Origin of the sequence: Streptomyces sp. NPDC088766 (genome assembly GCF_044750845.1) — a bacterium.
Classification (GTDB): domain Bacteria; phylum Actinomycetota; class Actinomycetes; order Streptomycetales; family Streptomycetaceae; genus Streptomyces.
Map to the genome: position 1 here is coordinate 1 of NZ_JBIVKQ010000045.1, position 25,538 is coordinate 25,538.

Annotated in this window: 20 protein-coding genes; 13 read left to right on the forward strand and 7 right to left on the reverse strand. The window is 71.6% G+C overall.

Annotated features, from left to right (window positions below; all coding sequences use genetic code 11):
* Positions 1 to 423: 423 nt before the first annotated feature.
* From ACIP5W_RS35080 to ACIP5W_RS35095, 4 genes are all read left to right on the forward strand, one after another.
* Positions 424 to 1,758, forward strand: a complete 1,335-nt coding sequence (locus tag ACIP5W_RS35080; protein ID WP_401482033.1) for a diacylglycerol/lipid kinase family protein — start codon at positions 424 to 426, stop codon at positions 1,756 to 1,758.
* Complete coding sequence (locus ACIP5W_RS35085) at positions 1,748 to 2,278, forward strand: potassium channel family protein (RefSeq protein ID WP_401482035.1); 531 nt, start codon at positions 1,748 to 1,750, stop codon at positions 2,276 to 2,278. Before ACIP5W_RS35080 ends, ACIP5W_RS35085 begins: the two co-directional genes overlap by 11 nt.
* 274 nt (positions 2,279 to 2,552) lie before the next feature.
* The gene (locus ACIP5W_RS35090) at positions 2,553 to 3,890 is read left to right on the forward strand and encodes a hypothetical protein (RefSeq protein WP_401482037.1); all 1,338 of its coding nucleotides are present in this window, start codon (positions 2,553 to 2,555) and stop codon (positions 3,888 to 3,890) included.
* 309 nt (positions 3,891 to 4,199) lie between these two features.
* On the forward strand, positions 4,200 to 5,033 hold the full coding sequence (locus ACIP5W_RS35095) for a class II glutamine amidotransferase (RefSeq protein WP_401482039.1): 834 nt from the start codon (positions 4,200 to 4,202) through the stop codon (positions 5,031 to 5,033).
* Positions 5,034 to 5,562: 529 nt separating this feature from the next.
* Here the strand turns inward: ACIP5W_RS35095 and ACIP5W_RS35100 are convergent.
* The gene (locus ACIP5W_RS35100) at positions 5,563 to 6,315 is read right to left on the reverse strand and encodes a MerR family transcriptional regulator (protein WP_401482041.1); all 753 of its coding nucleotides are present in this window, start codon (positions 6,313 to 6,315) and stop codon (positions 5,563 to 5,565) included.
* Positions 6,316 to 6,480: 165 nt separating this feature from the next.
* On the opposite strand from ACIP5W_RS35100, the gene ACIP5W_RS35105 reads away from it, so the two are divergent.
* Positions 6,481 to 7,989, forward strand: coding sequence for an alpha/beta hydrolase (locus ACIP5W_RS35105; protein WP_401482043.1), 1,509 nt, complete (start codon positions 6,481 to 6,483; stop codon positions 7,987 to 7,989).
* Positions 7,990 to 8,212: 223 nt separating this feature from the next.
* On the opposite strand, the gene ACIP5W_RS35110 is transcribed toward ACIP5W_RS35105, so the two are convergent.
* Together ACIP5W_RS35110 and ACIP5W_RS35115 are read right to left on the reverse strand one after the other, a co-directional pair.
* Positions 8,213 to 8,953 carry a MerR family transcriptional regulator gene (locus tag ACIP5W_RS35110; RefSeq protein WP_401482045.1) on the reverse strand — a complete coding sequence of 247 codons (741 nt, stop codon included), beginning with the start codon at positions 8,951 to 8,953 and terminating at the stop codon, positions 8,213 to 8,215.
* A gap of 247 nt (positions 8,954 to 9,200) precedes the next feature.
* Entirely contained in the window at positions 9,201 to 9,812 is a 612-nt protein-coding gene (locus ACIP5W_RS35115) for a TetR/AcrR family transcriptional regulator (protein WP_401482047.1), read from the reverse strand.
* Positions 9,813 to 9,942: 130 nt separating this feature from the next.
* Here ACIP5W_RS35115 and ACIP5W_RS35120 point away from each other — a divergent pair, with 130 nt between their 5' ends.
* The 6 genes from ACIP5W_RS35120 to ACIP5W_RS35145 all read left to right on the forward strand — a co-directional run bounded on the left by ACIP5W_RS35120 (position 9,943) and on the right by ACIP5W_RS35145 (position 17,381).
* Positions 9,943 to 10,590 carry a hypothetical protein gene (locus tag ACIP5W_RS35120; RefSeq protein WP_401482049.1) on the forward strand — a complete coding sequence of 216 codons (648 nt, stop codon included), beginning with the start codon at positions 9,943 to 9,945 and terminating at the stop codon, positions 10,588 to 10,590.
* 125 nt (positions 10,591 to 10,715) lie between these two features.
* The gene (locus ACIP5W_RS35125; RefSeq protein ID WP_401482050.1) at positions 10,716 to 12,326 is read left to right on the forward strand and encodes an alpha/beta hydrolase; all 1,611 of its coding nucleotides are present in this window, start codon (positions 10,716 to 10,718) and stop codon (positions 12,324 to 12,326) included.
* Between the two features lie 670 nt (positions 12,327 to 12,996).
* Positions 12,997 to 13,647: a GPP34 family phosphoprotein gene (locus tag ACIP5W_RS35130; RefSeq protein ID WP_401482052.1), complete on the forward strand. Its 651-nt coding sequence runs from the start codon at positions 12,997 to 12,999 to the stop codon at positions 13,645 to 13,647.
* Between the two features lie 71 nt (positions 13,648 to 13,718).
* The gene (locus ACIP5W_RS35135; RefSeq protein ID WP_401482054.1) at positions 13,719 to 14,483 is read left to right on the forward strand and encodes a DUF3159 domain-containing protein; all 765 of its coding nucleotides are present in this window, start codon (positions 13,719 to 13,721) and stop codon (positions 14,481 to 14,483) included.
* A 41-nt stretch (positions 14,484 to 14,524) separates the two neighbouring features.
* The gene (locus ACIP5W_RS35140; protein ID WP_401482056.1) at positions 14,525 to 15,775 is read left to right on the forward strand and encodes a peptide synthetase; all 1,251 of its coding nucleotides are present in this window, start codon (positions 14,525 to 14,527) and stop codon (positions 15,773 to 15,775) included.
* Positions 15,776 to 15,944: 169 nt separating this feature from the next.
* Positions 15,945 to 17,381, forward strand: a complete 1,437-nt coding sequence (locus ACIP5W_RS35145) for an FAD-binding oxidoreductase (protein WP_401482058.1) — start codon at positions 15,945 to 15,947, stop codon at positions 17,379 to 17,381.
* 434 nt (positions 17,382 to 17,815) lie between these two features.
* Here ACIP5W_RS35145 and ACIP5W_RS35150 read toward each other — a convergent pair whose 3' ends face one another.
* The 4 genes from ACIP5W_RS35150 to ACIP5W_RS35165 all read right to left on the reverse strand — a co-directional run bounded on the left by ACIP5W_RS35150 (position 17,816) and on the right by ACIP5W_RS35165 (position 21,457).
* On the reverse strand, positions 17,816 to 18,742 hold the full coding sequence (locus tag ACIP5W_RS35150) for a hypothetical protein (protein ID WP_401482060.1): 927 nt from the start codon (positions 18,740 to 18,742) through the stop codon (positions 17,816 to 17,818).
* A 30-nt stretch (positions 18,743 to 18,772) separates the two neighbouring features.
* The gene (locus ACIP5W_RS35155; protein WP_401482062.1) at positions 18,773 to 19,921 is read right to left on the reverse strand and encodes a DUF3696 domain-containing protein; all 1,149 of its coding nucleotides are present in this window, start codon (positions 19,919 to 19,921) and stop codon (positions 18,773 to 18,775) included.
* Complete coding sequence (locus tag ACIP5W_RS35160; protein ID WP_401482064.1) at positions 19,918 to 21,135, reverse strand: DUF262 domain-containing protein; 1,218 nt, start codon at positions 21,133 to 21,135, stop codon at positions 19,918 to 19,920. Before ACIP5W_RS35160 ends, ACIP5W_RS35155 begins: the two co-directional genes overlap by 4 nt.
* 109 nt (positions 21,136 to 21,244) lie before the next feature.
* Positions 21,245 to 21,457, reverse strand: coding sequence for a hypothetical protein (locus ACIP5W_RS35165; RefSeq protein WP_401482066.1), 213 nt, complete (start codon positions 21,455 to 21,457; stop codon positions 21,245 to 21,247).
* Positions 21,458 to 21,708: 251 nt separating this feature from the next.
* On the opposite strand from ACIP5W_RS35165, the gene ACIP5W_RS35170 reads away from it, so the two are divergent.
* Positions 21,709 to 22,101 carry a hypothetical protein gene (locus tag ACIP5W_RS35170; RefSeq protein WP_401482068.1) on the forward strand — a complete coding sequence of 131 codons (393 nt, stop codon included), beginning with the start codon at positions 21,709 to 21,711 and terminating at the stop codon, positions 22,099 to 22,101.
* Between the two features lie 3 nt (positions 22,102 to 22,104).
* Positions 22,105 to 25,470 carry a caspase family protein gene (locus tag ACIP5W_RS35175; protein WP_401482070.1) on the forward strand — a complete coding sequence of 1,122 codons (3,366 nt, stop codon included), beginning with the start codon at positions 22,105 to 22,107 and terminating at the stop codon, positions 25,468 to 25,470.
* Positions 25,471 to 25,538 lie beyond the last annotated feature (68 nt).

A 25,538-nucleotide genomic window follows, 5' to 3' on the forward strand; every position in this document is an offset into this window, starting at 1 on the left:
CATTCCCTTCCCGGGCCTGGTGCGGTGCACCTCCCATCAGAGCCGGATCCGCCCCGGACCACCTCACCCCGCAGGGGTGAGCGTCCGACCCCCGGGCAACCCTGGCAGCCCCGGTGCTGCGGCGCCTCGCGGTCCGCGCGGCGGAGCGGCCAGGGTTCCCCGACGTGCTCGTCCTCCGACCGCGGGCGGCGACGACCGGACGTCCTGCAGCGGGCGAACGGCCTCCGATCGCCCGGCGAGCCGCCTCCGGAGCGGCCCCTCCTGGCCACCGGCTCGCGCGAGGACCGTTCGGCTCGGTCAGATGAGGACCGCTCCGCCCGTGCGGGGGGGATCCGTCCGGAAAATCCCCCGAAGCGGGTGATGCCGGTCCGGGTGCAGGCACGGTGGCATGGACCGAGCGCGTCCCGTCCGTGGGAGGTCGACATGCCCGGTAGCCGTTCCACGCTTGCTCCACGCTGGGCCGCACGCGTGGCTGTGGCCGCGGGCGTCGGCGCGGTCATCGTGCTGCTGCTGTTCGCCGGGCTCCACAGTCTGCTGCTCGTCCTCGTGGGGGCCGCCGGGCTGGCGGTGACGGCGGCGGGCGTGTGGTGGGCGCTCGTCCGCACCGGCCTGGTCCGGGTGCTGGCCGTGGTGCTGGCCTTCACCGCCCCCGCCGCCGTCGTCGTGGTCTATGTGGCGTCCGGGCTGCTGTGGGTGGTGCTCGTGTCACTCGCGCTGTGGGCACTGGCCGTCTTCTGCGGCCGGGTCGCGCTGGCAGGCGCTGACACCGCCCCGGTAGGGACCCCGCACCGCACACTGGCGCCGCCGCGGCACCCCTACCTGATCATGAACCCGCGCTCGGGCGGCGGCAAGGTCGGCCGGTTCCGGCTACGGGAGAAGGCCGAGGCGCTCGGCGCCGAGGTCTGCGTCCTGGACGTGACGCACCCGCAGGACGTGGCCGCCCTCGCCCGCCGGGCCGCCGACTCGGGCGCCGACCTGCTCGGCGTCGCGGGAGGCGACGGCACCCAGGCCCTCGTCGCCGCCGTGGCCGCGGAGCGCGACCTGCCGTTCGTGGTGATCTCCGCCGGCACCCGCAACCACTTCGCCCTGGACCTCGGACTGGACAGGGACGACCCGGCGAAGTGTCTCGACGCACTCACCGACGGCGTCGAACTCCGGGTCGACCTGGGCGTCATCAACGACCGGGTGTTCGTCAACAACGCGTCGTTCGGCGCCTATGCGGCCGTCGTGCAGAGCCCCGCCTACCGCGACGACAAGACCCGCACCACCCTGCACATGCTGCCCGATCTGCTCACCCACCACCAAGGACCACGCCTCGCCGTGCACGCCGAGAACACGACCATCGAGCAGCCGCAGGCCGTACTGGTCAGCAACAACCCGTACCGCACGGACGACCCGGCCGGGCTGGGCCACCGGGAACAGCTGGACTCCGGCGTCCTCGGGGTGCTCGGCGTCAAGGTCGACAACGCGGCGCAGACGGCGGGGCTGCTCCGCGGCCACCGGGCGCCCGGGCTCGCGCAGCTGACCGCCCGCGAGGTCGTCGTCGACGCCGACACCGACACGATTCCGGTCGGAGTGGACGGCGAGGCCCTCACCCTGACGACACCGGTCCGGTGCGGGATCCGTCCGCACGCCCTGCGCGTGCGGGTCCCCCGCGACCGTCCCGGCGTCCCCCGCGGCAGACCCCCGATGGACTGGCACGGGGTGCGACGGCTGGCCCTGACAACGATGAGGAGGGCGGCGGGACATGGCGGATGACCTCCCACGGCCCGGCCGCCGCGCGACCCTGTCGGCGGCGGCCCGGTCGGTCCTCGTGTCGTCCGGACTGGTCCTCGCGTACTACCTGCTGCCCATGGACGCACCGCTCAACGGCGGCACGGTGACCGGTCTCGTCCTCGGTCTGCTCGCGGTGACGGCACTGTTCCTCGGGCAGGTGCGTGCGATCGCCCGTTCTCCCTACCCGGAGCTGCGGGCCGTGGAGTCGCTCGCCGCCGTCCTCCCCCTGTTCGTGCTGCTCTTCGCCACCTCGTACTTCCTCCTGGAGCGGGCCGCGCCCGGCAGCTTCACCGAGCCCCTCACCCGTACCGACGCCCTGTACTTCGCACTCACCGTGGTCAGCACCGTCGGCTTCGGCGACATCACCGGCCGCACCGAAACGGCACGCGTGATGACCATGATCCAGATCGTCGGCGGGATCCTGCTCGTCGGGCTCGCGGCCCGGGTGGTGGTCAGGGCCGTCGAGGCCGGCCGGCGCCGTCGGGCCCCGGAGAACAAGTGACCGTGCTCCGGGGCCGACGCCGCGAGCCTTCCACGACCGTGACGGCGTGACGGACCCACGGAGCCGTGCGTCCACGCGGAGCCGCCGCGGGCCGTCGAAGTGAAACAGGGCGCGCACGGCGTACGGCCCGCGGGACCTGGTTCCGTAGCGGCGTGGCAGCACGGCCGCGCGCTGCCGACGGCGTCTCGTCCATACGGCCCACCTGGATGTGCCGTATCGCCGTACGGCTGCCGGAATGAAGGCAGGCCCATCCCCCAGGATTCGTGGAGCCCCCATGACCAGCTCGCCCGAGCCGCCCCCGCCCGGCGCGGCCCCGAAGGGGGAGGCGCGTGACGCGGCGGGAAGAGAGCACGAGCACGGCTCGGCGGCGGCGCGGATCACACGGAACACCGCCTCGGCGGTGCTCATCGTGCTCACCTGCATCCTGGTGCCGGTCGCACTGCTCACGGTCTGGGTGCACGACATCGCTCTGGACACCGACCGGTACGTGTCGACGGTGTCGCCGCTGGCCTCGGAGCCGGCGATCGAGGACGCGGCGGTCAAGCGCATCACCCGGGCCGCCGACGTACGGGTGGACGGCAGTCAGGCCGCCTCGGACATCGCCGCGTGGCTGCAGTCACAGGGGCTGCCGCCCCGCGCCGCGCAGGCCGTGAAGGGACTGGGGCCACAGCTCGACTCCGCCGTCAACGCCACGGTCGAGAAGGTGGCCACCCGCTTCGTGCAGAGCGACCGTTTCGAGCGGATCTGGACAAATGCCAACCGGGCCGCACACGACGCGGTCGTGCACGCGCTCACGGGCGAGGGCCGTGGCGCCGTGGGCGTGAGCGGCGGGACAGTCACCCTCGACGTCGGCGAAGCCGTCGACCAGGTCAAGCAGGAACTCGTGGACGCCGGCGTGTCCCCGGCCGCCGAGATCCCCGACGTCGACAAGCAGATGGTGCTCTTCCAGTCCGACCAGCTGGAGAAGCTCCGCAGGGGCGCCCATCTGCTGGACGTGATCGGGAACTGGCTTCCCGTGATCGTCGTGGCGCTCGGCGCGGCCGGCGTGCTGCTGGCCCACGGCCGCCGCCGGGCCCTGGCCCGTACGGCGCTCGGCGCGGCCTTCGCCTGCCTGGTCGTGGCCGTCGTCCTGGTCGTCGCCCGCCGCTACTACCTGGACCACCTCCCGCCCCAGGTCCAGTCGGAGGCCGCCGCGGCGGCCGTCTTCGACACCCTGCTGCACTTCCTGAAGGTCAGCCTGCGCACGGCGATCGTGCTCGGCGTGGTCATCGCGCTCGGCGCCTACCTGATCGGCCCCGGACGGCTGCCGCGCGCCGTCCGGGGCACATCCGAGCGCGCCGCGGACTCCGCCGCACAGTGGGCCTACGGCCACCAGGTCCGCACCGGCCGGGTGGGCACCTGGACCCAGGCCCACCGCCGCTGGATCGCCCTGGCCGCCCTGCTGATCGTGGCCCTGGTCTTCGCGCTCTGGAACCACCCCACGGCGCTGACCGTCCTGCTGCTGGTCGTCATTCTGCTGGCCGTGCTCGCACTGCTCGCCCTCCTCGCCGCCTCCGGCCGCGCCACCACCGCCGAGCGGGTGACACCGCACCGCCCGCAGAGCGGCGAGTGACGGCCCCGGCAGGCATGCCTGGTCCTCCAGGCTCGGGCCGGCCGTGCCGGCGGCCGGCTCCTGCGGCCGTCGGCCCCCGGTGCCAGGGATCAGGGCACGCGGGTGGCACCGGCCGGCGGAGGCGGTCCTGCCCGCGGGCCCGCCAACGGCCGGGAAGCCGACCGCCGGCACTCACCCGTCCCAGGTGATGCGGAACCGCAGGCAGCGGGCCCACGGTGGAGATCCCCCGACAGAGAAGCAGCCGCTGCGCCTCCGTCGGGGACGACACCCCTGCGACGCGGTTCTCGAACACCAGGAAGGTGGTGGCCGATGTGCCGGTGGCTCGCCTACACAGGAACGCCCGTACTGCTCGACACCGTGCTCTACAAACCGGTCCACTCGCTGATCGACCAGAGCCTGCACGCCCGGATGGGTGTCGAGACGACCAACGGCGACGGGTTCGGCGTCGGCTGGTACACACCGGACGACGGCACCCCCGCGGTCGTCCGGGACACCGGCCCGGCATGGAGCAACCGCAATCTGCGGGAGATCGCCGACCATGTCCGCTCCCCGCTGTTCTTCGCCCACATCCGGGCCTCGACCGGTACCCCGGTGCAGCAGTCCAACTGCCACCCGTTCCGCCATGGCCGCTGGATGTGGATGCACAACGGCGGGATCACGGACTTCCACCGGGTGAGGCGTGATCTCGCCCTGGCGGTCGACCCGGAACTCTTCCTCGACATCGAGGGGTCGACGGACTCCGAGATGATGTTCTACCTGGCTCTCACCTTCGGTCTGGAGCAGGACCCGCCGGGCGCCGTCGCGCGCATGGTCGGCGCGGTGGAACGGACCGGTCACGAGCACGGGGTGGAGTTCCCCCTGCAGATGACGGTCGCCGTGACCGACGGCGGGCAGGTGTGGGCCTTCCGCTATTCCAGCCAGGGAGCCTCCCGCTCGCTGTTCTACAGCACCCGGGTGGAGGCGCTGCGCGCACTCCACCCCGACGTGGAGTTCCTGCGGGGGGTGTCCGACGAGACCCGCCTCATCGTGTCCGAACCGCTGGGCGATCTGCCCGGTGTGTGGAACGAGGTCCCCGAGAGCAGCTACGGCGTGGTGCGGCCCGGAGAGGACAACCTGCTCCCCTTCGCCCCGCAACCCGTGTAGGGGCCCTGGCACCCTCCCCGCCGACCGGTGTCCCGACGCCGCGACCTGCCGCCGGTCCAGCGGGGTCGGCCGGGCACGACGTCCCGGTCCCGCGCTGCTGACCGCCACCCCCGCCACTGCCCTCTGCCTTGGTCGTGCAGAGGGCAGCGGCGTGTGCCCTGCACCACCGCACCCCCCGGGGCCGGTTGCCTCGGCCCGGCGAGGGCTGGAGCGCACGCTCGCCGGCCTTGGAGGCGTCAGCGGTGCGCTCGGGCCGCGCGGTCGCGTCGGCGAGCAGGTCGACCGTCCTTCGCAGCCGGCGCGCCGTCGCAGCCGCCGCGCCGGGAACGGTCGTACGGCACACCAGCCACCGGGACCGGTCGCCGGCGCGCGCTCGTCGAACCCGAGGAGGCCGTGGTCGCACGAGCACGGGCAACCGCCCGTGTCGCCACGCCGATCCGGGTGGGACCGAGCAGGGCGGGGGCCGCAGGACCCCGCGTCCACGGCCCGTCCGGGCAGGTCGGGATCAGTGAGAGACCGGCACACCGGCTCACGCCCGGGCGTCGTTGCTTTCGCTCTCCGTGGTGTCGTCCTCGAAGAGGATCGCGTGGACGCGTTGCAGCACGTCGAGGTGGGCGCGATTGTAGAACTCGACCAGCGCGTGCACGGCGACCGACTCGGCGACCGCCGTTTCCCGGTGCGAGGAGGACCCCAGGTCGGCCAGGACGGGGTGGTCCCTGTGCTGTCGGCGGACATCGGGCGCCATCCGCTCCGCCAGCCGCTGCCGCACTTCGTCGGGAGCGTCCTCGTCGAGCGCCGCGAATTCCGCTTCGAAATCCCTGCGAGACCGCGAAAGCTGCTCCCGGAGGGCGGCCATCGCCTCGGGCGTGAGGATGCTGGAGTAGGCCAGCAGCAGGGACCGCTGGGTCTCGGGCAGGTCGTCGGCGAGCGTCTGGAAGTCCGGGGGCATGTCGAGCGCGGCGCGGTTGTCCATGACGGCCGCCAGTTCCCGCCGCATCCGCTGCCGGCGTTCGATGTCCGCCGCGAGTTCGGCGTCCAGGTCCCGGAGGATCTGCCGCGCCTTCTCGTCGCCGCTCTCGACCGAGGGGACGTCCGCGAGGGACACACCGAGGTCGGTCAGTCTGCGGATGCGCAGCAGGCGGACCAGATGGCCGGCGCCGTACCGCTTGTAGCCGTTGGACGCCCGTTCCGGCTCGTCCAGCAGGCCGATCTCGTGGTAGTGCCGGACGGTCTTGGTCGTCGTGCCCGCGAGTTCCGCCAGCTGACGCGTACTCCACGCCACCAGGAGCCCTTTCTCCAGCCTCGTGCCCGGCGACCATTCAAAACCCTGCCCCTGGGGCAGGGTCAACCACCGGCCGGTTCCGTGCCGGCCGTTGTTGACCGTGCCCCAGGGGCACGGAGTGGGATGGTCGCGACCACGACACGAACCGGTATGTGGAGACTGGACATGAAACGACAAGGCAGTGTCGGCCAGGGCCTGGCCATCCTGGTGGTCCTCGGCCTGGGCGGCTCGCTGGCCACCGTGCCCGCCGCCGCCGAGGAGCCGAAGACGCCGCAGGTGGAGTGGGGCCGGTGCCCCGACGACGTCGTGGCCGAAGCCGCTCCGACCGAGCTGCAGTGCGCCACCGTGCCCGTGCCGCTGGACTACGCCGACCCGGAGGGCGAGCAGATCGACCTCACCGTCTCCCGGCTGGCCGCCGCCGACCCGGACAAGCGGCGCGGCGTCCTCATGCTCAACCCGGGCGGCCCCGGCGGGTCCGGGCTGGCGCTGTCCGCGCTGCTGGTGGCCCAGGGCCTGCCCAGCAGCGTCACCGACCGCTACGACCTGATCGGCATGGACACCCGGGGGATCGGTCATTCCACGCCGGTCAGCTGCGGCTTCCCCGCGGACAGCCCCTACTACTCCAACATCCCGCCCTACGCGGTCGACGACGCCGCGGTCACCGCGCAGGCGAAGGTCGCCGAGCAGGCGGCCGAGCAGTGCGCGGGCAACGACGACGGCCGGCTGCGCCACATCACCACCGCGAACACCGCCCGCGACCTGGACCGGATCCGGGCCGCGCTCGGCGAGGAGAAGACCAGCTACCTGGGCTACTCCTACGGCACGGCGCTCGGGGCCGCCTACGCGTCGATGTTCCCCGAGCGCGCCGACCGGATCGTGCTCGACAGCAACATCGGGGACACCCACCTCGACCGGGACGGCATGCGCCGCTACGCGCTCGGCATGGAAGAGAGCCTGCCGGACTTCGCGAAGTGGGCCGCCCGCCGGCACGACAGCTACGGCCTGGGCCGCACGCCCGCACAGGTCCGGGCGTCCTACCTCACCATCGCCGGCGCGCTCGACAAGGCTCCGGTCGCGGGGATCGACGGCAGTATCTTCCGGCTCCTGACGTTCGGCCACCTGTACAAGCAGACGCAGTACCCCAAGCTGGCGCAGACCTGGCAGGCGATGCTCGAAGGCGACGAGGCGGCGGTCCGCCGCCTGTCGGCCGTCCCCGGGGAAACGGCGGACGGGGCGTTGTCGCCGAACGACAACGCCCTGACCGTGTTCCTCTCCGTCACCTGCAACGACGTCGAGTGGCCCGAGGACGTCGACACCTACCGGCGGGGCGTCGCCGAGGACCGGGAGCGCTACCCGCTGTTCGGCGCCGCCACGGCCAACATCACACCGTGCGCCTTCTGGCCGTACGCCCCCGCGGAACGACCGGTGGAGATCGACTCCGAGGGCCCGCGCAACGTGCTGCTCCTGCAGAACCGGCGGGACGCGTCGACCCCGCACCGGGGCGGGAAGATGCTGCGCGAGAAGTTCGGTGACCGCGCCCGGCTGGTCAGCGTCGACGGCAGCGGGCACGGCGTCTACGTCCTGGGCGACAACTCCTGCGCGTTGAACACGACCACGCGTTACCTCGTCGAGGGCGAGATGCCCGCGAAGGACACGTTCTGCCGCGCGGACTGACCACCTCGACGCCGGGGCTGCTGGTCCGCAGCTCGGCGAGCAGCTCGCGGAGTCTGCGTTCGGCATGGGGCAGGCACTTGTCGAACGCCTGTGAGGAACCAGCAGTCCCGGTGATCACCCCGTTCCAGCTCACTCGGGTCTCCGACTGCCCTGTGGAGCCCGACGAGGTTCCGCTCCGGATCGCGGGCATCGCATCCGGTGGCCGGTGGAGCTGTCAGGGCGGTCATCGTGGGTCGCGCGAATCGGACAGGAGCTCGTGGAGACGCCGCATCACGTCGACCTGGGCCGGATTGTAGAGATCGGCAATGGCTTTGCCGATGGTGCGGGCGGTGTGCTGTCGGCCGCGCGGGGCGTCCGAGGCGAGGTCGCTCAGCCCGGGATGCTCGGCCCGAAGACCTCGGACGTACGGCACGAGACGCTCGGCGAGACTCTGGCGCGCCGGCTCGTCCGCATCGGCGGGAAGCTCGTCGAGTTCGCGTGCCACCGGCTGCGGCTCCTCATGGAGCAAGTCCGCGTAGGCGTCCATCCCGTTGGGGCCGAGAACCGTACCGAGGACGGTGACGAAAGAGCGGTCGGGGTCGGGGAACTCCGCTGTCTCGTCCAGGGAGGCGAGGCGGAGGGGGAGATCGCTCGCGGCCGTTCTGCGCATGAGGGCGCCGACCTCGGCGCGGGCGTGTTGCAGTCGTTCGATGGTGGCGGCCAGCTCGTCGTCGAGAGCCCGCAGATCACGCGGGTCCGGGTCGGAGTCCGGGCCGTCACGCATGTCCGCGATCTGGGAGAGGGAGAAGCCCAGAGCGGTGAGGCGCTTGATCCGGAGGAGTCGGACGAGATGGCTGACGCCGTACTGCTTGTATCCGTTGGAGCGGCGCTCCGGCTCCTCAAGCAGGCCGATGTCGTGGTAGTGCCGTACGGCCCTCAGGCTGGTGCCGGCCAACTCGGCCATCTCCCGGGTGCTCCACGCCATGACCGATGTCTCCCTCGCCGTCCGGTGCCGTCGGCGCGGTCGCGCCGTGGCCCATTGAAAACCATGACGCAACGGCAGGCCGGCGCAAGGGAGAGCGTACGGGGGTGCGGTCCGCACCCTCTCGGTGATGTGGGGAGACCGTCGAGGTTGAAAAGCCCGGTCCGCACACGTCGGTGCACGTCTCACCGTGCTCTCGCGCCCCTGCCCGTCGGGGGGGGAACGGGTGCTCAGGGGTGGTTGGTTCGGTTCACGGCCGAGTCCGCCCGGCGGGTGGTGCGGGGCCGGTGGAGAGGACGTGGTCGACGGCGGCGTTGAGGGTCTCGGTCTCGGCGACGAGGACGGATTCGCGGGTGGGCAGGGCGCGTTGGACCGAGAGTCCGTTGAGGACGGTGAGGAGGAACCTGACGTTGCGGGTGTGGTCTCCCGGGGGCAGTGCGCCTTCCTCGGCGAGCACGGTCAGCCAGTGTTCGATCAGGCGCTCCGCCTCCCGTTCGTGGCCGAGGTATGCGGAGCGTACCGATTCGGTCGGCTCGGGTTCGATGAAGGCCCGATAGATCGTGCCCCATGCGGTTCGCGCGTCCTTGTTGGTGCCGAGCGGTGCGAGAACCTGCCGCAGGCAGTTCAGCAGGCGTTCGCGGGGCGGCAGTGTCCGGTCCCGGATCGGGTCGCCGGGCAGCAGTTCTTCGTAGATCCGCGCGAGCAAGCTGTCCTGCAGGGCGCGCTGGGTGGGGAAGTGGAACCTCAGCGAGCCGGTGCTCACTCCCGCACGCGCGGCGACCGCTCGCACACTCAGCTTCGCTGTCATGTCCTCGGCGATCATCTCCGCAGCGGCCCGGAGGATCTTCTCGCGTGTATCCATGCCCCGCTCTCCTTCGCTTCTCCCAGCCCCCCCACTGTACTGGCACACCGTACTAGTACAGTGTGCTAGCGTTTCCTCTAACACGCTGTACTAGTGAGGGTGCGGCCGATGCGCGAAGGAGGGGCAGAGCATGGCCTGGAAGCAGTGGGCGGCATCGAGGCGCCTCAAGCCGGGAGACGGCAGGGAACTGCAGCGGTTCCGCTGGTGGCAGCTCCCCCTGCGCTCCCTGTTCTGGCTACGGATGCCCGGCGACGGCGGGCACACCCGCCTGTACGCCGTCGACGTACGGCACTGGGCGCGGTTGGACAACAGCAGGATCCGGGCGCACCTGTTCCTGGACGGCAGGCACGTGGCCGAGTCGAAACTGCCCGCGGTCTTCCCCGTCGACGGGGGTGTCATCGAGGTGGCGATGAGCAACTACGGCATCAGGCGCTGCCACTACCGCCCCTTGGACGGACAGCCGCGGCAGCTCACGCCCGACCCGGCCTCGGCGGAGGGACGGCGGGCGCGCTTCGGTGCCCGCCATCCGGGGCTGAGCCGGGCCATCGCCATCGGATCGGTGTGGCTGCTCGTCATCGGTGTGGGCCTGAACCTGTTGCAGCTCGCCGAGCCCGTCTCTCATATCCCTCCCGTCATGCAGCGGGTCGGCACGTTCGAATCGCCGGTACACCTGCCGATCTGGCTGAACCTCGCACTGGGGGGCGGGGCCGTGCTGGCGAGCATGGAGCGCGCGCTCCGCCTGCGGTACTCCTCCCTGCTCGACGCGGCCGGTCACTGACCCCTCGGAGCTCGGAGCGAGGAGGGCACGACCACACCGGCCCTCTTCGGCCGGCTTCCTGCGCGACCGGCACGGCCCGGCTGCGCGGAACGACACGAGCACGACGAGACGAAAGGAAGATCATCATGATCCAGTCGAGGCCGAGGCCCGCCGCCCGCTACGGGGCGGCGTTCGCCGCAGCCCTCATGGCCCTGACCGGGTGTTCGTCCGGCGGCTCGGGGCCGCGCAGCACCTCCGCGGCGGCCACGTCGGCCTCCGTCCCGTCCCCGGACCCGCTCACCTGGAGCACGTGCGGGAAGGACCTCGAATGCGCCACGATCAAGGTGCCGCAGGAATACACCGAGCCCGATGGCCCGCAGATCCCGCTCGCGGTCATGCGGCACCGGGCCACCGATCCCGACCGCCGTATCGGCAGCCTGATCTTCAACCCGGGCGGGCCCGGGGTTCCCGCCACCGAGACACTGCGCAATCTTCCCAAAACGGCCGGCACTCCTGGCGCCTTCTCACCCGCGGTGCTCGCCAGGTTCGACGTCATCGCGATGGACCCGCGCGGCGTCGGCGGATCGCAGGCCGTTCGCTGCCTGACCGACGAGCAGCGAGCAGAAGCCGCCGGAACCGCCTTCGACCCGGCGGTCCCCGGGGGCAAACCCCTGCCGCGGCTGCTGACCGATGCCGCCGCGTTCACCGGCGGCTGCGTCAAGCACCAGAGCAAAGAGTTCCTGGCCGGCATGTCCAGCGACAACGTGGCCCGCGACATCGACCAGGTCCGCTCCGCGCTCGGCGAGGACAAGATCACGTATTACGGCTTGTCCTACGGCACCGTGGTCGGCCCGATGTACGCCACCCTGTTCCCGCACCGCGTCCGCCAGATGGTGCTCGACGCGCCCGTCGACACCAACAAGTGGTTCGGCAACTCCCTCACCTTCCTCCACGACGTCGCCGTGGCGAGCGAACGGACGCTGAACGCCTGGTTCGAGACCTGCCGCAGCGAGGGGACCGCCGTGTGCCCGTTCGGAGCGGGAGACCCGCAGGCGGCGTTCGACACGCTGATCGACACGCTGGAAGCGAAGCCGCTGAAGGTCGCACCCGTCGAGGGCACCACCCCGGGCGGCGAACTCGACGGCGCCATGGCCCTGGAGGCCACCCGGGCCCTGGCCGGGGACCAGAACACCTGGCCGTTGCTGACCTCGGCGCTGCTCGCCGCGCAAGCAGGCAAGGGCGCCCCCTTGTTCACCCTGTGGAGCAGCGTCACGGTGTCCCCCTTCCCCGTCCCTACCGCGATGCAAGAAGCCCACACCGCGGTACGCTGCGCCGACTGGCGGACCCCGGCCGGCATCGCCGCGCACAAGGCCGCAGCCACCAAGGCCGTCGCCGAGGCCAGGCGGATCGGGACCCGGGCCGCCTACTCCGCCCTGAACTGCGCCCGTTGGCCCGCGCCGAACAAGGACCGCGTCACCAAGCCGCTCACCGGCGCCGGTACGCCGCCGGCCCTGGTGGTCGCGGGCCGACTGGACCCGGTCACCCCCCACCACTGGGCCGAGAACATGACCCGGACCCTGGACTCTGCGGTCCTGCTCACCCGTGAAGGCGTCGGACACGGCTCCTACGGCATCAACACGTGCGTCAACAAGGCAGTTGACGCCGCTCTCGTCAATGGCAGCCACCCCGCCGACGGCGCCGTGTGCAAGACGGACACACCCGCCACCACCCGCCCCCTTGTCCTCGCGAACCGTTGAGTCACAGCCGGCCTTCACCCGCGTACGCATACGCATGCGCATACGCACGGCATGACCCGTCGAGCGGGCAGAAAGACACGCCCGCGGGCTTCACGGCATGCAAGGCCACGGCTGGGACGGCCGGTTGAGGCAGACGCTTCCTTCACTGCCCGCAGTGACGGCGCGGCCGACAGCACCGGACCCGCCACGAGACCCGGCTCCGCCCGGCCGCAGGCAGAACGGCCGGTGCAGGTGATCGCGCACCGGGCGCTCACCGCTGACGGCGTCGGCACGGCACCGGATCACGGAGCCGATGCCGTGGAGATCGACGCCACGGCCTGACGCGAGGGCTGGTGGGCCGACCACGACGGGTCGTCCGCCAGATACGACAGTGTCACGAAATGTCCATCTTCCGGGGCGCGCAGAAGTGTGCCGTAACGTCACCAGTTTCACGGCTCGAACCGGAGGTAGTAGTCACGCAGGAAGGCAAAGCAGCAGCAGAGAATTCACTCACTGCCATATATGGCAGTGAGTGAATTCCAAGCCTTCTGCGTCTTCCATTTCCGTAAAGGCGATTTGGGGAAAACTGCGGGACGAGGGGTGCGGGAAAAATCCTCCTGCTGCGCGTACCACCTCTTTCCGCGGCAAAAATCCGCCCGTCCTGCAACGGCCGAACCATGGGGAAACCACCGTGCGCACGACTCTCGCTCAGAAGCTGTATCTGCTCTGCTACACCGTCAAGAAGGAGAAGTTCCAGCTCGACAACATTCAGGGACGCGGCCAGCTGTTACGGGCCGGAGCGATGACCGAGCTGGCCCGCGACGGTCTGCTGGACGCCACCGGGGGGAAGGTGCGGCGACTCCCCGGCGAACCGCCCGAGGACCCGTTCACCGCCGCAGTCTGGTACGACCTGCCCGAGGACAAGCCCAAGGGCTGGCTCAAGTTCCTGCACAACAAGGCCCACACCGCCGAAACCCCGGTTCGCGACCAGCTGCTCGCCTCCGGGGAGGTCGCCGTCACGCGGGAGAAGAAGCTGGGGGTCGTCTCCACCGACCGGGTCACCGTGGTGCACCCGGACCTGGTGCGAGCGCTCCAGGAGCGGGTGCGCGCGACCGTCTTCGACGGTGCTCCCGCCGAGGACCTGACGGACGAACTGGCCATGGCCGTCATGGCCGTGGAGCTGGAACTGGCCTCGGTGTGGAGCAAGGAAGACCGCCGCGCCCACAAGTCCGTTCTCAAGGCGCATGCGGCGCGGTTCGACGCCTTCGTCCCCGGACTGCGCAAGGCGCTGCGCGACTCCTATCTCGTGAGCCGGGCCGTGGGAGGCGGCTGGAGCGCCTGAACCGCAGTGCCACCGCGACGAGAGATGCCCCAGGAACGCTGAAGCCTCAGCACATGACCAGGAGTTGATCGATGTCCCATCCCGAAGGCGAGCACGGCCCCTCCCCGGCCAACGACAGGAGCCCCAGGAACACGCCGCCTACCGCCCCGCGGCCACCCACGCTCGATTCCCTGGGCGGCACGGCGGGATTCGTCCACTCGACCGTCCCGGTCGCGGTGTTCGTGATCGCTCTCGCCCTGCTGTCCACGAAGGCGGCCGTGATCGCGGCCGTAGTCACCGGTGCGGTGCTCACCGTGGTCCGGCTGGTGCGCGGGGAACGCCCCCTCGCCGCCTCCGGCAGCCTGAGCGGCGTTCTGGTCGCGGCAGGCATCGTCGCGCTCACCGGTTCCGCCAAGGACTTCTTCCTGCTGGGCATCTGGGTGGCCTTCGCCGGTTTCCTCGCCACATTCGGCTCGGTCCTCCTCCGCCGCCCCGTGACCGGAGTGGCGTGGAACCTCCTGCACGGCGGCACGTACGCCTGGCGCGAGGACCGTCAGGTTCTGCGGGCGCACGACATCGCCACCCTCGCCGCGGCGCTCGTCCTCGGAGCCCGGTTCGTGGTGAAGCAGTGGCTCTACGTGCACGACGCCACCGGCTGGCTCGCCTTCGCGAAGATCGCCATGGGCACCCCCCTCACCGTGATGGCCGCGCTGGTCGTCGCCTGGGCCTTCCGCAAGACGTCCAAGCGCCTGGTGGACAGCCGACCGGCCGGGACGACGGCTCGGGCTCAGGCTCAGGCTCAGGCTCAGGCTCAGCAGGAAGCCGAACTCCCGCCTCACCAGGGTGCGTCCAGGTAGCGACGCCGTCACATCACATCAGCAGAGAAAGGACTCCCTGGATGTCGATCAGCCGTACGCACGCGGAGACGGCGAGGGAACTCGGAGCTTTCGAGCGGACCATCGACCTCTACATGCACCGCAACCCCGTCCAGTTCTCCCTGGTCGCCGAGATCGACCGGAAGGTCTCCGAGCAGACTCTGGCGCGGGCACTGCGGGGTGTGCAGGCACGGCACCCGTTGCTTCGCGTCTCGGTCGACCGCCGAACTCCCCGGGCCCGATACCGCTGGGCAGAGGGGCCGGTCAGGGTCGAAACCGCCGCCGAGGGAACTCCCTGGCAGGCGGTTGTCGCCGGTGAGCAGAGGCGCCCCGTCGCGCCGGAGCCCGGCCCGCTGATGCGGACCGTACTCGTTCCCGCGGAGAGCGGCAGCGTCATCGTGCTGACCTTCGCCCACCAGATCACCGACGGCACCGGCGGCATGCGGGTGGTGGCGGACCTTGTCGCCGCTCTCGACGGCAACGGGGAGAACGGTGAGCCGACCTCGGGGTGGGACGTGCCGCCCGCCCAGGAGGATCTCCTGCGAGCTCTCGACGCTGCGACGCCCACCGTGGGCCCGCCCCAGGACGAGCTGATGAACGTGCCCGGCGAGCTGACGCCGTTCTCGGGACGGGCACCGCACGTTTCCGCCTTGGCCTTGCAACGCGCTCTGACCGCACGGCTCGTGAGCCGGTGCCGAACTGAGGGCGTGTCCGTGCACGCAGCGCTGTGCGCTGCCGCCTGCACGGTCTTCCACCGCGCGGGCCGCACCCGGGTGAGGGTGCTGAGCCCGATCGACCTGCGCCGTGCCGCAGGTCTGCCCGACGCCGTGGCCAACCGGTTCGCGGGAGCACGGACGGCGAGCGAGGCGTCCCGGGCCGGGGATTTCTGGGAACTGGCCCGGCACCATCACCAGGCCCTGGAACAGCAGCGCGCACCGCAGGTTCTCAAGGCCGGCTCGCAGGCGCTGGCCCAGCAGCCGCCGGCCACCCCCGAAGACGCCGAGGCGATGATGACCGTTGCCACCGCCGCCGACATCCAGATCACCAACCTCGGGGTGGTGCAGGCCCCGGCACACGGCCGCACCCGCCTCACCGCTCTGTGGGGGCCGGCGCAGACCACCCAACTGCGCGGTGAGCACGTCCTCGGTGTCATCACCTTCGGGGGACGCCTGCGCATGACGGAACTGACCCACGACCCCGTGGCCGTTCTGCTGCCCGACATGGCCACCGTCCTCGCCCAGCAGTGCGCCGAGCCCGGCTCGCCGTCCTCCTGATCCGTTCAGGACACGAGCTCTGTCCCCGATGACTCGCCGGCCCTCCGGCGGTTCGGAACGCCCCCGCCGACCGGGACAGACCGCTGCCGGACTTCGCTGACCACCCGGTCCCCGGATCCACGCCGCGCCCTCGACGGCCGCGGCCGATGAACGACACACAGGAGTGACCATGCAGTCCCATGCAGATGCCCGAGACGCAGTCAGCACTGCCCTGCTGGATGAGCTGCGGTCCCATGTTCCAGCGGGCCGTGTGCTCACCGACGGACCGGAGTACGCACGAGCCGTGGCGCTGTTCAACGCAGCGGTCGATGTCCGCCCCTCTGTCGTCGTGCGGTGCGCGACCACCGCTGACGTGCAGGCCGGAGTACGCGCGTCTCGCCACCACGGAGTGCCGCTCTCGGTGCGTGGCGGGGGACACGACTTCTGGGGCCGGGCGTTCCGCCCCGGTGGACTGGTCCTCGATCTGACCGACATGCGGGAAGTCCGGGTCGACGTCGACCACCGGTTCGCGACGGTGGGCGGCGGGGCGCTCTCGTCCGACGTCGTATCCGCCGCCGAACGGGTGGGCCTGACGGCCGTCACCGGAACGGCGGGCGCCGTCGGAATGGTGGGCCTCACCCTCGGCGGCGGATACGGCCCCCTCATCGGGCGGTTCGGGCTCGCAGCCGACAACCTGCTCGGCGCCGAGGTCGTCCTGGCCGACGGCTCACGGGTGAACACCGACGCCGATCATCATCCGGACCTCTTCTGGGCGCTGCGCGGCGGCGGCGGCAACTTCGGTGTCGTGACCTCGGCACGGATCCGTCTGCACCCCGTGCCGACAGTGGTGTCGGGGACCATCCTGTACCCGATCGCCCAGAGCGCCGACGTTCTCGCCAACCTCGCTGGGATACTTCAGGACGGTCCGGACGAGCTGACGGTGGACGTGGGGTTCCTTCCCGGCCCGGACGGGAAGCCGACGGTGTACGTCGCGCCGACCTGGTCGGGAGACCTCGAGGTGGGGAACGCCGAGAACGGGCCGGTGCGTGCGCTGACCGGACTCGGTACACCCGTGCTCGCCGAGGTCGGACCGGTCGCCCGATCCGCGACGCTGGCCGCGACGGACGCCATGTTCCCGCCCGGGCGGATGGGCGCCATTCGCACGCGGACCGTCCGGAGCGTCTCCGGCTCCATCGCGACCGTCCTGGACCGGGCCGCCCAGGAGTTCACCTCACCGTTCTCCGCGATCGTGTGGCATCGGTTCCACGGTGCCGCCACCCGTCCGCCTCTCGGCTCGACCGCTTTCGGCCGACGCGAACCGCACCTGATGGTCGAACTGATCTCCATGTGGGAGGGCGGCGAAGGCAAGGACAACGCAGGCGGTGGCGACGGCAGGTCCCCCCACCTGCGCTGGCTGGAAGAGCTTCACGCGGCGCTCGAACCGTTCTCGTTGCCGGGCGGCTACGTGAACTTCCTGGGACCGGAGACTCCCGACCAGGTCGCGCACTCCTACGGGCCGAACACCCAGCGCCTGCTCGCCGTGAAGTCCGCGGTCGACCCGGACTCCGTCTTCGCGGCCACACCGCTCCCCAGCGGGACCGCCGACGCCGGCTCGACGCCCGTGTGAGACGAAGGCGACGTCGCCGGCCGCGTACGAAGAATCAGGGCACACTCCGCTCAGACCGCCTTGCCGGGGCAAGGCCGGTCGCGTAGGCCCCGGTCGGTGACGAGAAACGCCCACGGCCGTGGCGCGGTCGGGTCACTTTCCCGGCCCCGAGGAACGTGGGGCCGGGATGATCGCTCGAAGCGGAAGCCACCGCGGAAGTACGCAGTGGCGACCGCAACCGCAACCGCCAAAAGCTCGGGTCCCGGGGCCGCCGGCCGCCGAAGTTCGACAAAGCCGACTATTGCGAACGCCACGCGGTTGAGTGCGGGATCAATCGCCTCAAGCGTCACCGTGCCGTGGCCACGAGGTACGACAAGCCCGCCGTTCGCTACGAGGCGACCGTGCTGGCCGCGGTCCTCAATGAGTGGCTGTGAGCTGCACTTTCACAACGGGCCCTAGACATCCGGCCGGATCTTGCCGCCGATGTGGGCGAGGCGGATCGTCCGTTCCTCCGGGACCAGGCGGAAGTGGATGCGGCCGGCGCCCGGCGTGAACCGGGCGTGCAGGTCGAAGGTGCGTGTCTCCCCATCCAGGTCGGTGAAACGGCACACGCGCTTACGGGTCTCGCCCTCCGGGGTCACCTTGCTCCGCCACTCGGGCTCGGCCATGGCTGCCGGGTCCCACGTGGCGACGGCTTCCTCCAGCCGTTCCAGGGCTCGCCGTACGGGCACCACCCAGTGCGGGTTCAAGCCGCCGAGCTGACCCGCGACACGCGGCAGGAACGTGAGGTGCGGGTAGAGCTCCGTCCGGCTGTCCCAGATCCGCAGGCCGGTGGTGACGCTTTCCCGGCGCGCCTTCCGGATCCACTCCAGGTGCCCGCCGAGATGCGGCTCGGCGGACAGGTGCCGGACGTGGACGGTGTCGTGCCGCATCTCCAGCGTGTCCTCGTCGTCCTCGACGAGTTCGGCGCGCTCCAGTGTGACCTGATCGGTCTGCCACGGGCGAGCCACCGGCAGACTGACGGCGATGCCATCCATGAAGTGCGCGGCGCCCAGCCCGAGGACCGCCTCGCCGTCGTGGCGGTACTCCAGATGGTCGGCGGCGCCCTCCGCGGGGAAGACGCTCCGCACGGGAGAGCGGCCTTGTAAGGCCCGCAGGCGTTGCCAGAGGGCGCGGTTGCGCGGGCTGGCGCCGATCCACTTGTTGACGGGGTAGCCCTCGGCGATCTCCAGTGCCTTGACGTCCACCTCGCTCACGAGGGTGGCGCCTCCTTCGGCCGCGGCGGCACGGACGACGGCCACGAAGTCGGCCATGGCCCGCTCGGCCCGCGCCGGGTCGCAGGCCGTCCCCCAGGACCTCTCGTTCAGAAACAGCAGTGGCACGCTTCCTCTCCCCCATGTCGTCCCGTGCCGTCAGTCCAGCAGCTGGTCGAGCGAGTTCTCCCACTCGTCGAAGAAGCCCTCGGGCCACTGTTCGAGCATGCCGTCCTTGTCGATGCGCGGGGTGACGACCTCGGTGCCCGCCCCGTTGCCGCTGAAGTAGTGGACGACCGTGTCCTGCGGCTGGAGGACGCCCTGCTTCACAGCGATGCGGACGCCGTTCACCACGTGGTCGCTGTGCGTCTCGACGATCAGCTGGGCGCCGGTGGCGGCGGCCGCGGACAGCAGTGCCGCCATCCTGCTCTGCCCCTTCGGGTGCAGATGGGCCTCGGGGTTCTCCAGCAGGATCAGGCTCTCGGGCGTCGCGGTGAGGCAGGCGACCACGACGGGCAGCGTGTAGGTGAGACCGAAGCCGACGTTGGTGGGGCGCCGACGGCGGGTGGCGTTGATGCCGGCGGTGCCGCCGAAACCGTAGGAGAGGCGGACCGAATCGGTGCCTTCGACGGGGTCGGTCTCGATGTTGACACCCGGACACAGCTCCTGCATCCAGGCGATCGTCTGGTCCAGGAGCTGGGGAGACGTGGCGCCGTGATGACGGAGCGGACCGTCGGGCACCTCCATGGGTACGTCCTCGTCGGTGTGGTGGCGCAGGTAGTTGATGGTGTGTTCACCACGCACGCCGAGGAACCCTCTCGCGACGGCGATCTGGTGGGAGCGGGGGTAGGTGACCGCCGGGGTGATGCGGTCGGCGTGCAGGTACTGGAAGGGCTGCTCGGCCAGGTGCGCGCGGACCGATCCCTCCGCCAGGGGCATGACGTCCCGGTCAGGGTGGCGGATGTCATAAGCGGCGGCCCAGGTCCGCTGCTCGCCGTCCTCCTCGATGACGAAACCGACGAGCGGCTCGCGAACGGTGGGAAGTTCTTCCACCGGCCCGAAGTCCTCGTGCAGGACGTCCTGTGCGGTGCCCAGGGTCACGAGGTCACCGTTGAGCAGCAGCCCGCCCCCGGCACGTCTGGCCCGGATGAGCATCTGCGTCTCGTACGACTGCCGCAGCAGCCCCAGCGCCTGCAGGACGCTGCTCTTGCCCGAGGAGTTGAGACCAGTGAGGAGCGTCAGCGGGCCGAGGGGGAGTTCCAGGCGCCGGAACGCCTTGAAGTTGATCAGCGTGATGCGGTTGATCACTGCCCGGCCCCGATCCGTCCCCGGCTGAGCGCCGTCTCCAGAAGATCCTTGACCGCGTCGAACCGCTTGCGTACCTTCCTGGCGTCACCGGTGCCCACGGAGATGGCACGTTCGAACTCCACGTCCTCCATCAGCTCCGCGAACGCGTCGAGGAGGTCGGTCTGCCGCAGCACCTCGCGGTCGTCGTCACCGAGACTCGCGAGGTTGACGGCGACCGCCTCGAAGAGCGCCTTGTTGATGGGCGACTTGCGCTGCTGGTTCCGGCGGTACTTCCGGAAGGCATGGTGGCCGAAGATCTCCTCGGCCGCGAGCATCGCCGTGAGGAACTCGGTCCGCAGCCGGTTCTCCTCCGCGCTGTCGAGACGGTTCACCTGGTGCATCGCCTCGGCGAGGAACGCATCGAAGTCACCGGGCTTGTACGCGTGCGGGGAGGTCATCCGGAAGGCCAGGAAGCGAAGGACCATCTCCCGGTCGGCCATCCGGTCACCGACGACGCTGTAACCGGTGGCCCGCCGGAACTCCTCGGTCTCCGCGAGCTCCGCGAGGAGCGTGCGTGCCCGGCCCGAGATGAGTGCGTGCCGGATCTCCTGCCGGGTCAGGGGTTCGCCTCCGGTGTTGATGCGCGCGAAGACGTTGAACATCACCGGCTCGGGGGTACCGCGCCGGATGACGTGGACGACGACCTCGGTCTCACGCAGCCGGATCTGGAGTTTCCCGGACAGGTTCGCGAAGCCCGTGTCCTCGAAGTTGCGCAGGTACTCCAGGCCCGTCAGTTTCAGCGGGTCGGCGCCGACCGCCTCGGGCTCCACGAAGCGGGCGATGGACGTGAGGCGCTGGATGCCGTCGACGATGGCCCAACTGCCGTCCTTCTTCTCGGCGGCGTAGAAAGACGGGATGGGAATGCGCAGCAGCAGGGACTCGATGAGCCGGGACTGCTTGCCGTCGGTCCAGATACCCGCCTTGCGCTGGAAGTCCGGGGCGAGGTCGATCATCTCGTTGCGCAGCCGGGACAACAGCAGATCGACGGTCGTCGTCCGGGTGTCGATGTCGATGTGCTCGGGGTCGAAGGGAGAGGTGATCTGCTCGATCACCACATCCTCGGCCTCCTCGCGCTCGATGTCGGTCGGCCGACCGTCGGTGGTGACCTCCACGGAGAACAAGGGGGATTCGGGCTCCCCGGCATCGGCCGCGGCGTCCTGGTACCGCTCGTACACCGACCGTTGGTTCCGTATACGCCCCTGGCTCTCCTCCAACGCCGCCATGTTCTCTGGTCGCCCTGCCCCTCATGTGCTACGGGATCACCGTGTCCGCTGCGATCGCCCCTCACCCTACCGTCCGTGATCCCGCGGTGACGCCCGATCGATTCCCCGGACCGGGCCTGCCGCCGCAGCCGGGCGGCCCGTGCCCGCCGTCGCCGTCACCGTGCTTGCCGGCCTTGATGACGGCGGCCTTGTCGCGCACCCCCGGGTCGTTGTGCTTGTGCAGCCGCGAGGTGCCCTTGACCCGGTCCGGCGGGGAGGACGAGGCGGTATGCATGTCGCCGCCGTGCCGGGAGAGCCGGTCCGCACGCCCTGGTACGGCAACGGATCTGGCCGTCAGCCACGGCGAGCACCGTTGCAGTTCCAGGTCATACCTTCGTGCGGTGAGAGCGGGATACCTTGCTCGGAGGTCCTGCCTCCGGCGTGCCCGGAACCGTGTGACGACCGAAATCGACCTGAAGGTAAGGGAGTTACGGGCTTATCCTCGTACGGCTTCCCCGCGACGGAGCGCTACGGAGGTCAGTGCACGTGGAAATCGCCCTGGAGGTCGGCGGTGCCGCCGAAGACGCCTACGAGCTGCGGCAGTGGCTGCGCGGCGACCCCGAGCTGCGGCCGGCCGTCGTCCCGCTCGTCCCCGCGTCGCCGGCGCCCGGATCGATGGGCGGGTTCGGCGCGGTCATCGAGCTGCTGCTCCAGCCCGGCGGCCTGACCGTGACGCTGGCGGCCGGTGTGGTGGCCTGGCTGCAGACCCGGCGCGGCAGCCAGACCGTGACGATCACCAAACCGGACGGCACCCAGGTCGTCGTCACCTCCCAGGGCGTGCGCGGCCTCACGCCGCAGAGCAGCGGAGAGCTGGCGCTGGAGGTGGCGCGGGCCCTGGAGGAGCCGGCGCGGCAGACCTCGGATCCCGAGAACCCCTGAGCCGTGACGGAGAGATGGGGGGATCTCGCCGGACCTGACTGCCGCGCCGTCGTCGTCGGCACCGGACGGCAGGGCGTGGGCGAGCGCGGCGGCCCGGGCGGCAACGTGCGGCTCACCGACCTGCCGAGCGCCGCGCACACCGCGCGGGAACTGGCCCGGGTGCTGCGCGAGCGGTGCGGGATGGCGGCGGGCCGGGTCACCGAGCTCATCGACCCGGCCGGCCCGACGGAGGTGCTCGCCGCGCTCCGCGACGCCGTCGAGGCGGCGGCGGGCGGCGTGGTGCTGTTCTGCTTCACCGGGCACGGCCTGCTCGGCCCGGGCGGGCAGCTCTATCTGGCGACCGCGGCCACGGTGCGGCCCGATGACACGGTCACCGCCGTGCCGTACGCCGAGGTGCGCAATCTGCTCGGCGACGCGCCCGCCCGCGCGATCGTCGTCCTCGACTGCTGCTTCTCCGGCCGGGCTTCGGCCTCCCCGAGCGACGCCCACCGCGACCCGTACACGACCGCCCGGCCGCCCGGCAGCTTCCTGCTCGCCTCGGCGACCGGCTACGCCGCCTCCTTCGCACCGGTGGACCAGCCGTACACCCTCTTCGGCGGCGAGCTGGTGCGGCTCCTGGCGGACGGCGACCCGGGCGGGCCGCGCTGGCTCACCCTGCTCGACGTCTACCGGATCCTCGACCGGCGCTTCCAGGGCGGCCCCGCCCGCCCGTACGCGGAGGGCGTGGGCCGGGCCGCGGATCTCGTCGTGGCGCGGAACGTGTGTTCTCCGGCACCCCCGGAGGAAGTCGACGTGCCCGCGGGCGAGGGCCCCTGCCCGTACCCCGGCATGCGCCCGTTCCTGCCCGAGCAGCGCCATCTCTTCTTCGGGCGCGAGGAGCTGGCCCGCGAGCTGCTCGACCGGGTGACGCACGGCGACGGGCCGGTGGTGCTCGTCGGCGCGTCCGGGGCGGGGAAGTCCTCGCTGCTGCGGGCCGGGCTCGTCGCCGGACTCGAGGAGCGGGGCACGGGACGGGTACTGCTGGTCGACGGGCCGGGCGCGCGGCCCTTCCGCACCCTGGTCGAGCGCTGGGCGCGGGCGGTGGACCGGCCCTTCGAGGAGGTCGAACGGGAGGTGGGCGCCGGGCGGTTCGGGACCGGCGGGCCCGGGGTCCTGGTGATCGACCAGCTGGAGGAGCTCTTCACCGACTGCGCGGACCCGGAGGAGCGGGAGCTGTTCGTCCGGGCCGTCTCCGGCGCCGGAGCGGCGACCGGGCCGCGGATCGTCCTCGGTCTGCGCGCCGACTTCTACGGACCCTGCATGCGCGACGCGCGGCTCGCCCGCATGCTCCGGGCCGGACAGTTCACCGTCCCCGCCATGTCCGACAAGGAGCTGCTCGCCGCGATCGAACGGCCCGCCGCGCACGCCGGCCTGCGCCTGGAGGACGGGCTCGCCGGCCACCTGCTGCACGAGCTGCGCCAGGGGGCGCCCGGCGGCGGAGCCGACTCCGTCGCGCTGCCGTTCCTCGCCCACGCCCTCCAGCAGACCTGGGCCCGGCGCCGCGGCACCCGGCTCACCTTCGCCGGGTACGAGGCGGCCGGCGGGATCCGGGGCTCGGTCGCCCGGGTCGCCGACGAGCTGCACGACGCGCTGGACCCGGCGGGCCGCGAGCGGCTGCGTGAACTCCTGCTGCGCATGGTGACGTTGGTCGACACCGAGGGCCGGGCCGTCCGCCGCCGCCTCCCGGTCCCGGAGACGGCGGGCGAGGCCGAGCGGGAGGACCGCGAGCTGCTCGACCGGCTCGCCGACGCCCGCCTGGTCGTCCTCGACCGGGGCGAGGCCCAGCTGTGCCACGACTCGCTGCTCCACGGCTGGCCTCGGCTGCGCGGCTGGATCCGCGACGGCCGGGTGCGGCTGCTCGTCCTGCGCCGGGTGGGCGACGCGGCCGACAGCTGGGCGGAGGCGGACCGCGAGAAGAGCGTCCTGTACCGCGGCGACCAGCTGGCCGCGGCGCGGCAGGAACTCAGGGGCGAGGGCCCCGGACTCCGGCCCGTGGAACGGGACTTCCTCGCCGCCAGCGACCGGGCCGAGCGCCGCGCCCGCCGGATCCGCACCGGCGTCGGGGCGGTCGTGGCCGCGCTCGCCGTCCTGGCCTCCTTGCTCGCGGTGCGGGCCGACCGCGCCCAGCGCGACGCCGAGGCCCGCGAGAGCGTCGCCGTCGCCGAGCAGCTGGCCGCGCAGGCCGACACCATGCGCGAGCGCGACCCGCAGACCGCGCTGCGCCTGAGCCTCGCCGCGTACAGGACCGCCGACACCGGCGCCACCCGCTCCAGCCTCTACGCCGCCTACCTCTCCCGGCCACAGGTCGACCTGCGCGGTGACGTCCGGCAGCCGGTGGTCGACCTGGCGTACGGGCCCGGTGGCCGCGTCCTCGCCACCAGCCAGCGCACCGGCGTCGTCCGCCTCTGGGACGTGAGCCGACCGAACGCGCCGGTGCGCGGCGCCGCCCTGGAGCACCTGCACGGCACCGCGCCCCTCGCCTTCTCCCCGCGCTCCCCGCTGCTCGCCGCGCTGAGCACGGACGCGCTGACGCTGTGGGACGCGGCCGATCCCGTACACCCGAAGCGGCTCGGGGGCCTGAAGCTCGCCGAGGACCAGTCGTACAGCCTCGCCTTCAGCCCGGACGGGCGGACGCTGGCGGCGGGCGGGGAGAACGGGCGGCTGCGGCTGTGGGACCTCTCCGTGCCGTCCGCTCCGCGCCCGCTGCACGACAGGAAAGTCGCCCGGACCCACCTGACGGCCGTGGCGTTCAACCGTGACGGGCGTTTCCTCGTCACCGGCAACGGGGTGAGCGAGGACGCCTCCGGCAAGGAGCGCCCGGCCGAGGTGCGGCTGTGGGACGTCCGCGATCCGGCCCGCCCGGCCCCCCTCACCACCGCCACGGCCGACTCGGTGATGGCGGTGGCCTTCCACCCGAAGCGGGACACGCTCGTGGCGACCGGCGGCGAGGGCGCGATGGCCTGGTGGACGGTCCGGGACGGCGGACGGCGGCTCGCCCGGATCAGACCGACGGACTCGTTCGAGGTCGGATGGGGTTACGGCGGCGACCTGCCCTCGCTCGACTTCAGCCCCGACGGCTCCGCCCTCGCCGCCGCGTACGGCGCCCGGCCCGGCAAGGCCGTCATCCGGAGGGTCGCCGAACGCGACGGACCGGAGCAGCTGTCCTCGGTGAACGAGCGCGGCTCGGTGCCGAGCGGCGAGCCCACCCAGGCGGTGGCCTGGAGCCCCGACGGGGCCTACCTCGCGGTGGGCGACGTCGGCGGCAACGTACGCCTCTGGCCCGAGCACACGCCCGGGCTCGCCCTTACTGATCGTTTCAGAATGAGTTGAGCTGCGGTTCTTGCGTTTGGCGATCTTGGTCGGCAGTGTGTCCGGGGTGCGTGCTGATCTTGTTCCTG

Coding starts and splice junctions, on each gene's coding strand:
- ACIP5W_RS35090 (WP_401482037.1), top strand. CDS start 2,553: ATGACCAGCTCGCCCGAGCCGCCCCCGCCCGGCGCGGCCCCGAAGGGG.
- ACIP5W_RS35135 (WP_401482054.1), top strand. CDS start 13,719: ATGTCCCATCCCGAAGGCGAGCACGGCCCCTCCCCGGCCAACGACAGG.
- ACIP5W_RS35095 (WP_401482039.1), top strand. CDS start 4,200: ATGTGCCGGTGGCTCGCCTACACAGGAACGCCCGTACTGCTCGACACC.
- ACIP5W_RS35115 (WP_401482047.1), bottom strand. CDS start 9,812: ATGGATACACGCGAGAAGATCCTCCGGGCCGCTGCGGAGATGATCGCC.
- ACIP5W_RS35105 (WP_401482043.1), top strand. CDS start 6,481: ATGAAACGACAAGGCAGTGTCGGCCAGGGCCTGGCCATCCTGGTGGTC.
- ACIP5W_RS35085 (WP_401482035.1), top strand. CDS start 1,748: ATGGCGGATGACCTCCCACGGCCCGGCCGCCGCGCGACCCTGTCGGCG.
- ACIP5W_RS35145 (WP_401482058.1), top strand. CDS start 15,945: ATGCAGTCCCATGCAGATGCCCGAGACGCAGTCAGCACTGCCCTGCTG.
- ACIP5W_RS35125 (WP_401482050.1), top strand. CDS start 10,716: ATGATCCAGTCGAGGCCGAGGCCCGCCGCCCGCTACGGGGCGGCGTTC.
- ACIP5W_RS35110 (WP_401482045.1), bottom strand. CDS start 8,953: ATGGCGTGGAGCACCCGGGAGATGGCCGAGTTGGCCGGCACCAGCCTG.
- ACIP5W_RS35140 (WP_401482056.1), top strand. CDS start 14,525: ATGTCGATCAGCCGTACGCACGCGGAGACGGCGAGGGAACTCGGAGCT.
- ACIP5W_RS35080 (WP_401482033.1), top strand. CDS start 424: ATGCCCGGTAGCCGTTCCACGCTTGCTCCACGCTGGGCCGCACGCGTG.
- ACIP5W_RS35165 (WP_401482066.1), bottom strand. CDS start 21,457: ATGCATACCGCCTCGTCCTCCCCGCCGGACCGGGTCAAGGGCACCTCG.
- ACIP5W_RS35120 (WP_401482049.1), top strand. CDS start 9,943: ATGGCCTGGAAGCAGTGGGCGGCATCGAGGCGCCTCAAGCCGGGAGAC.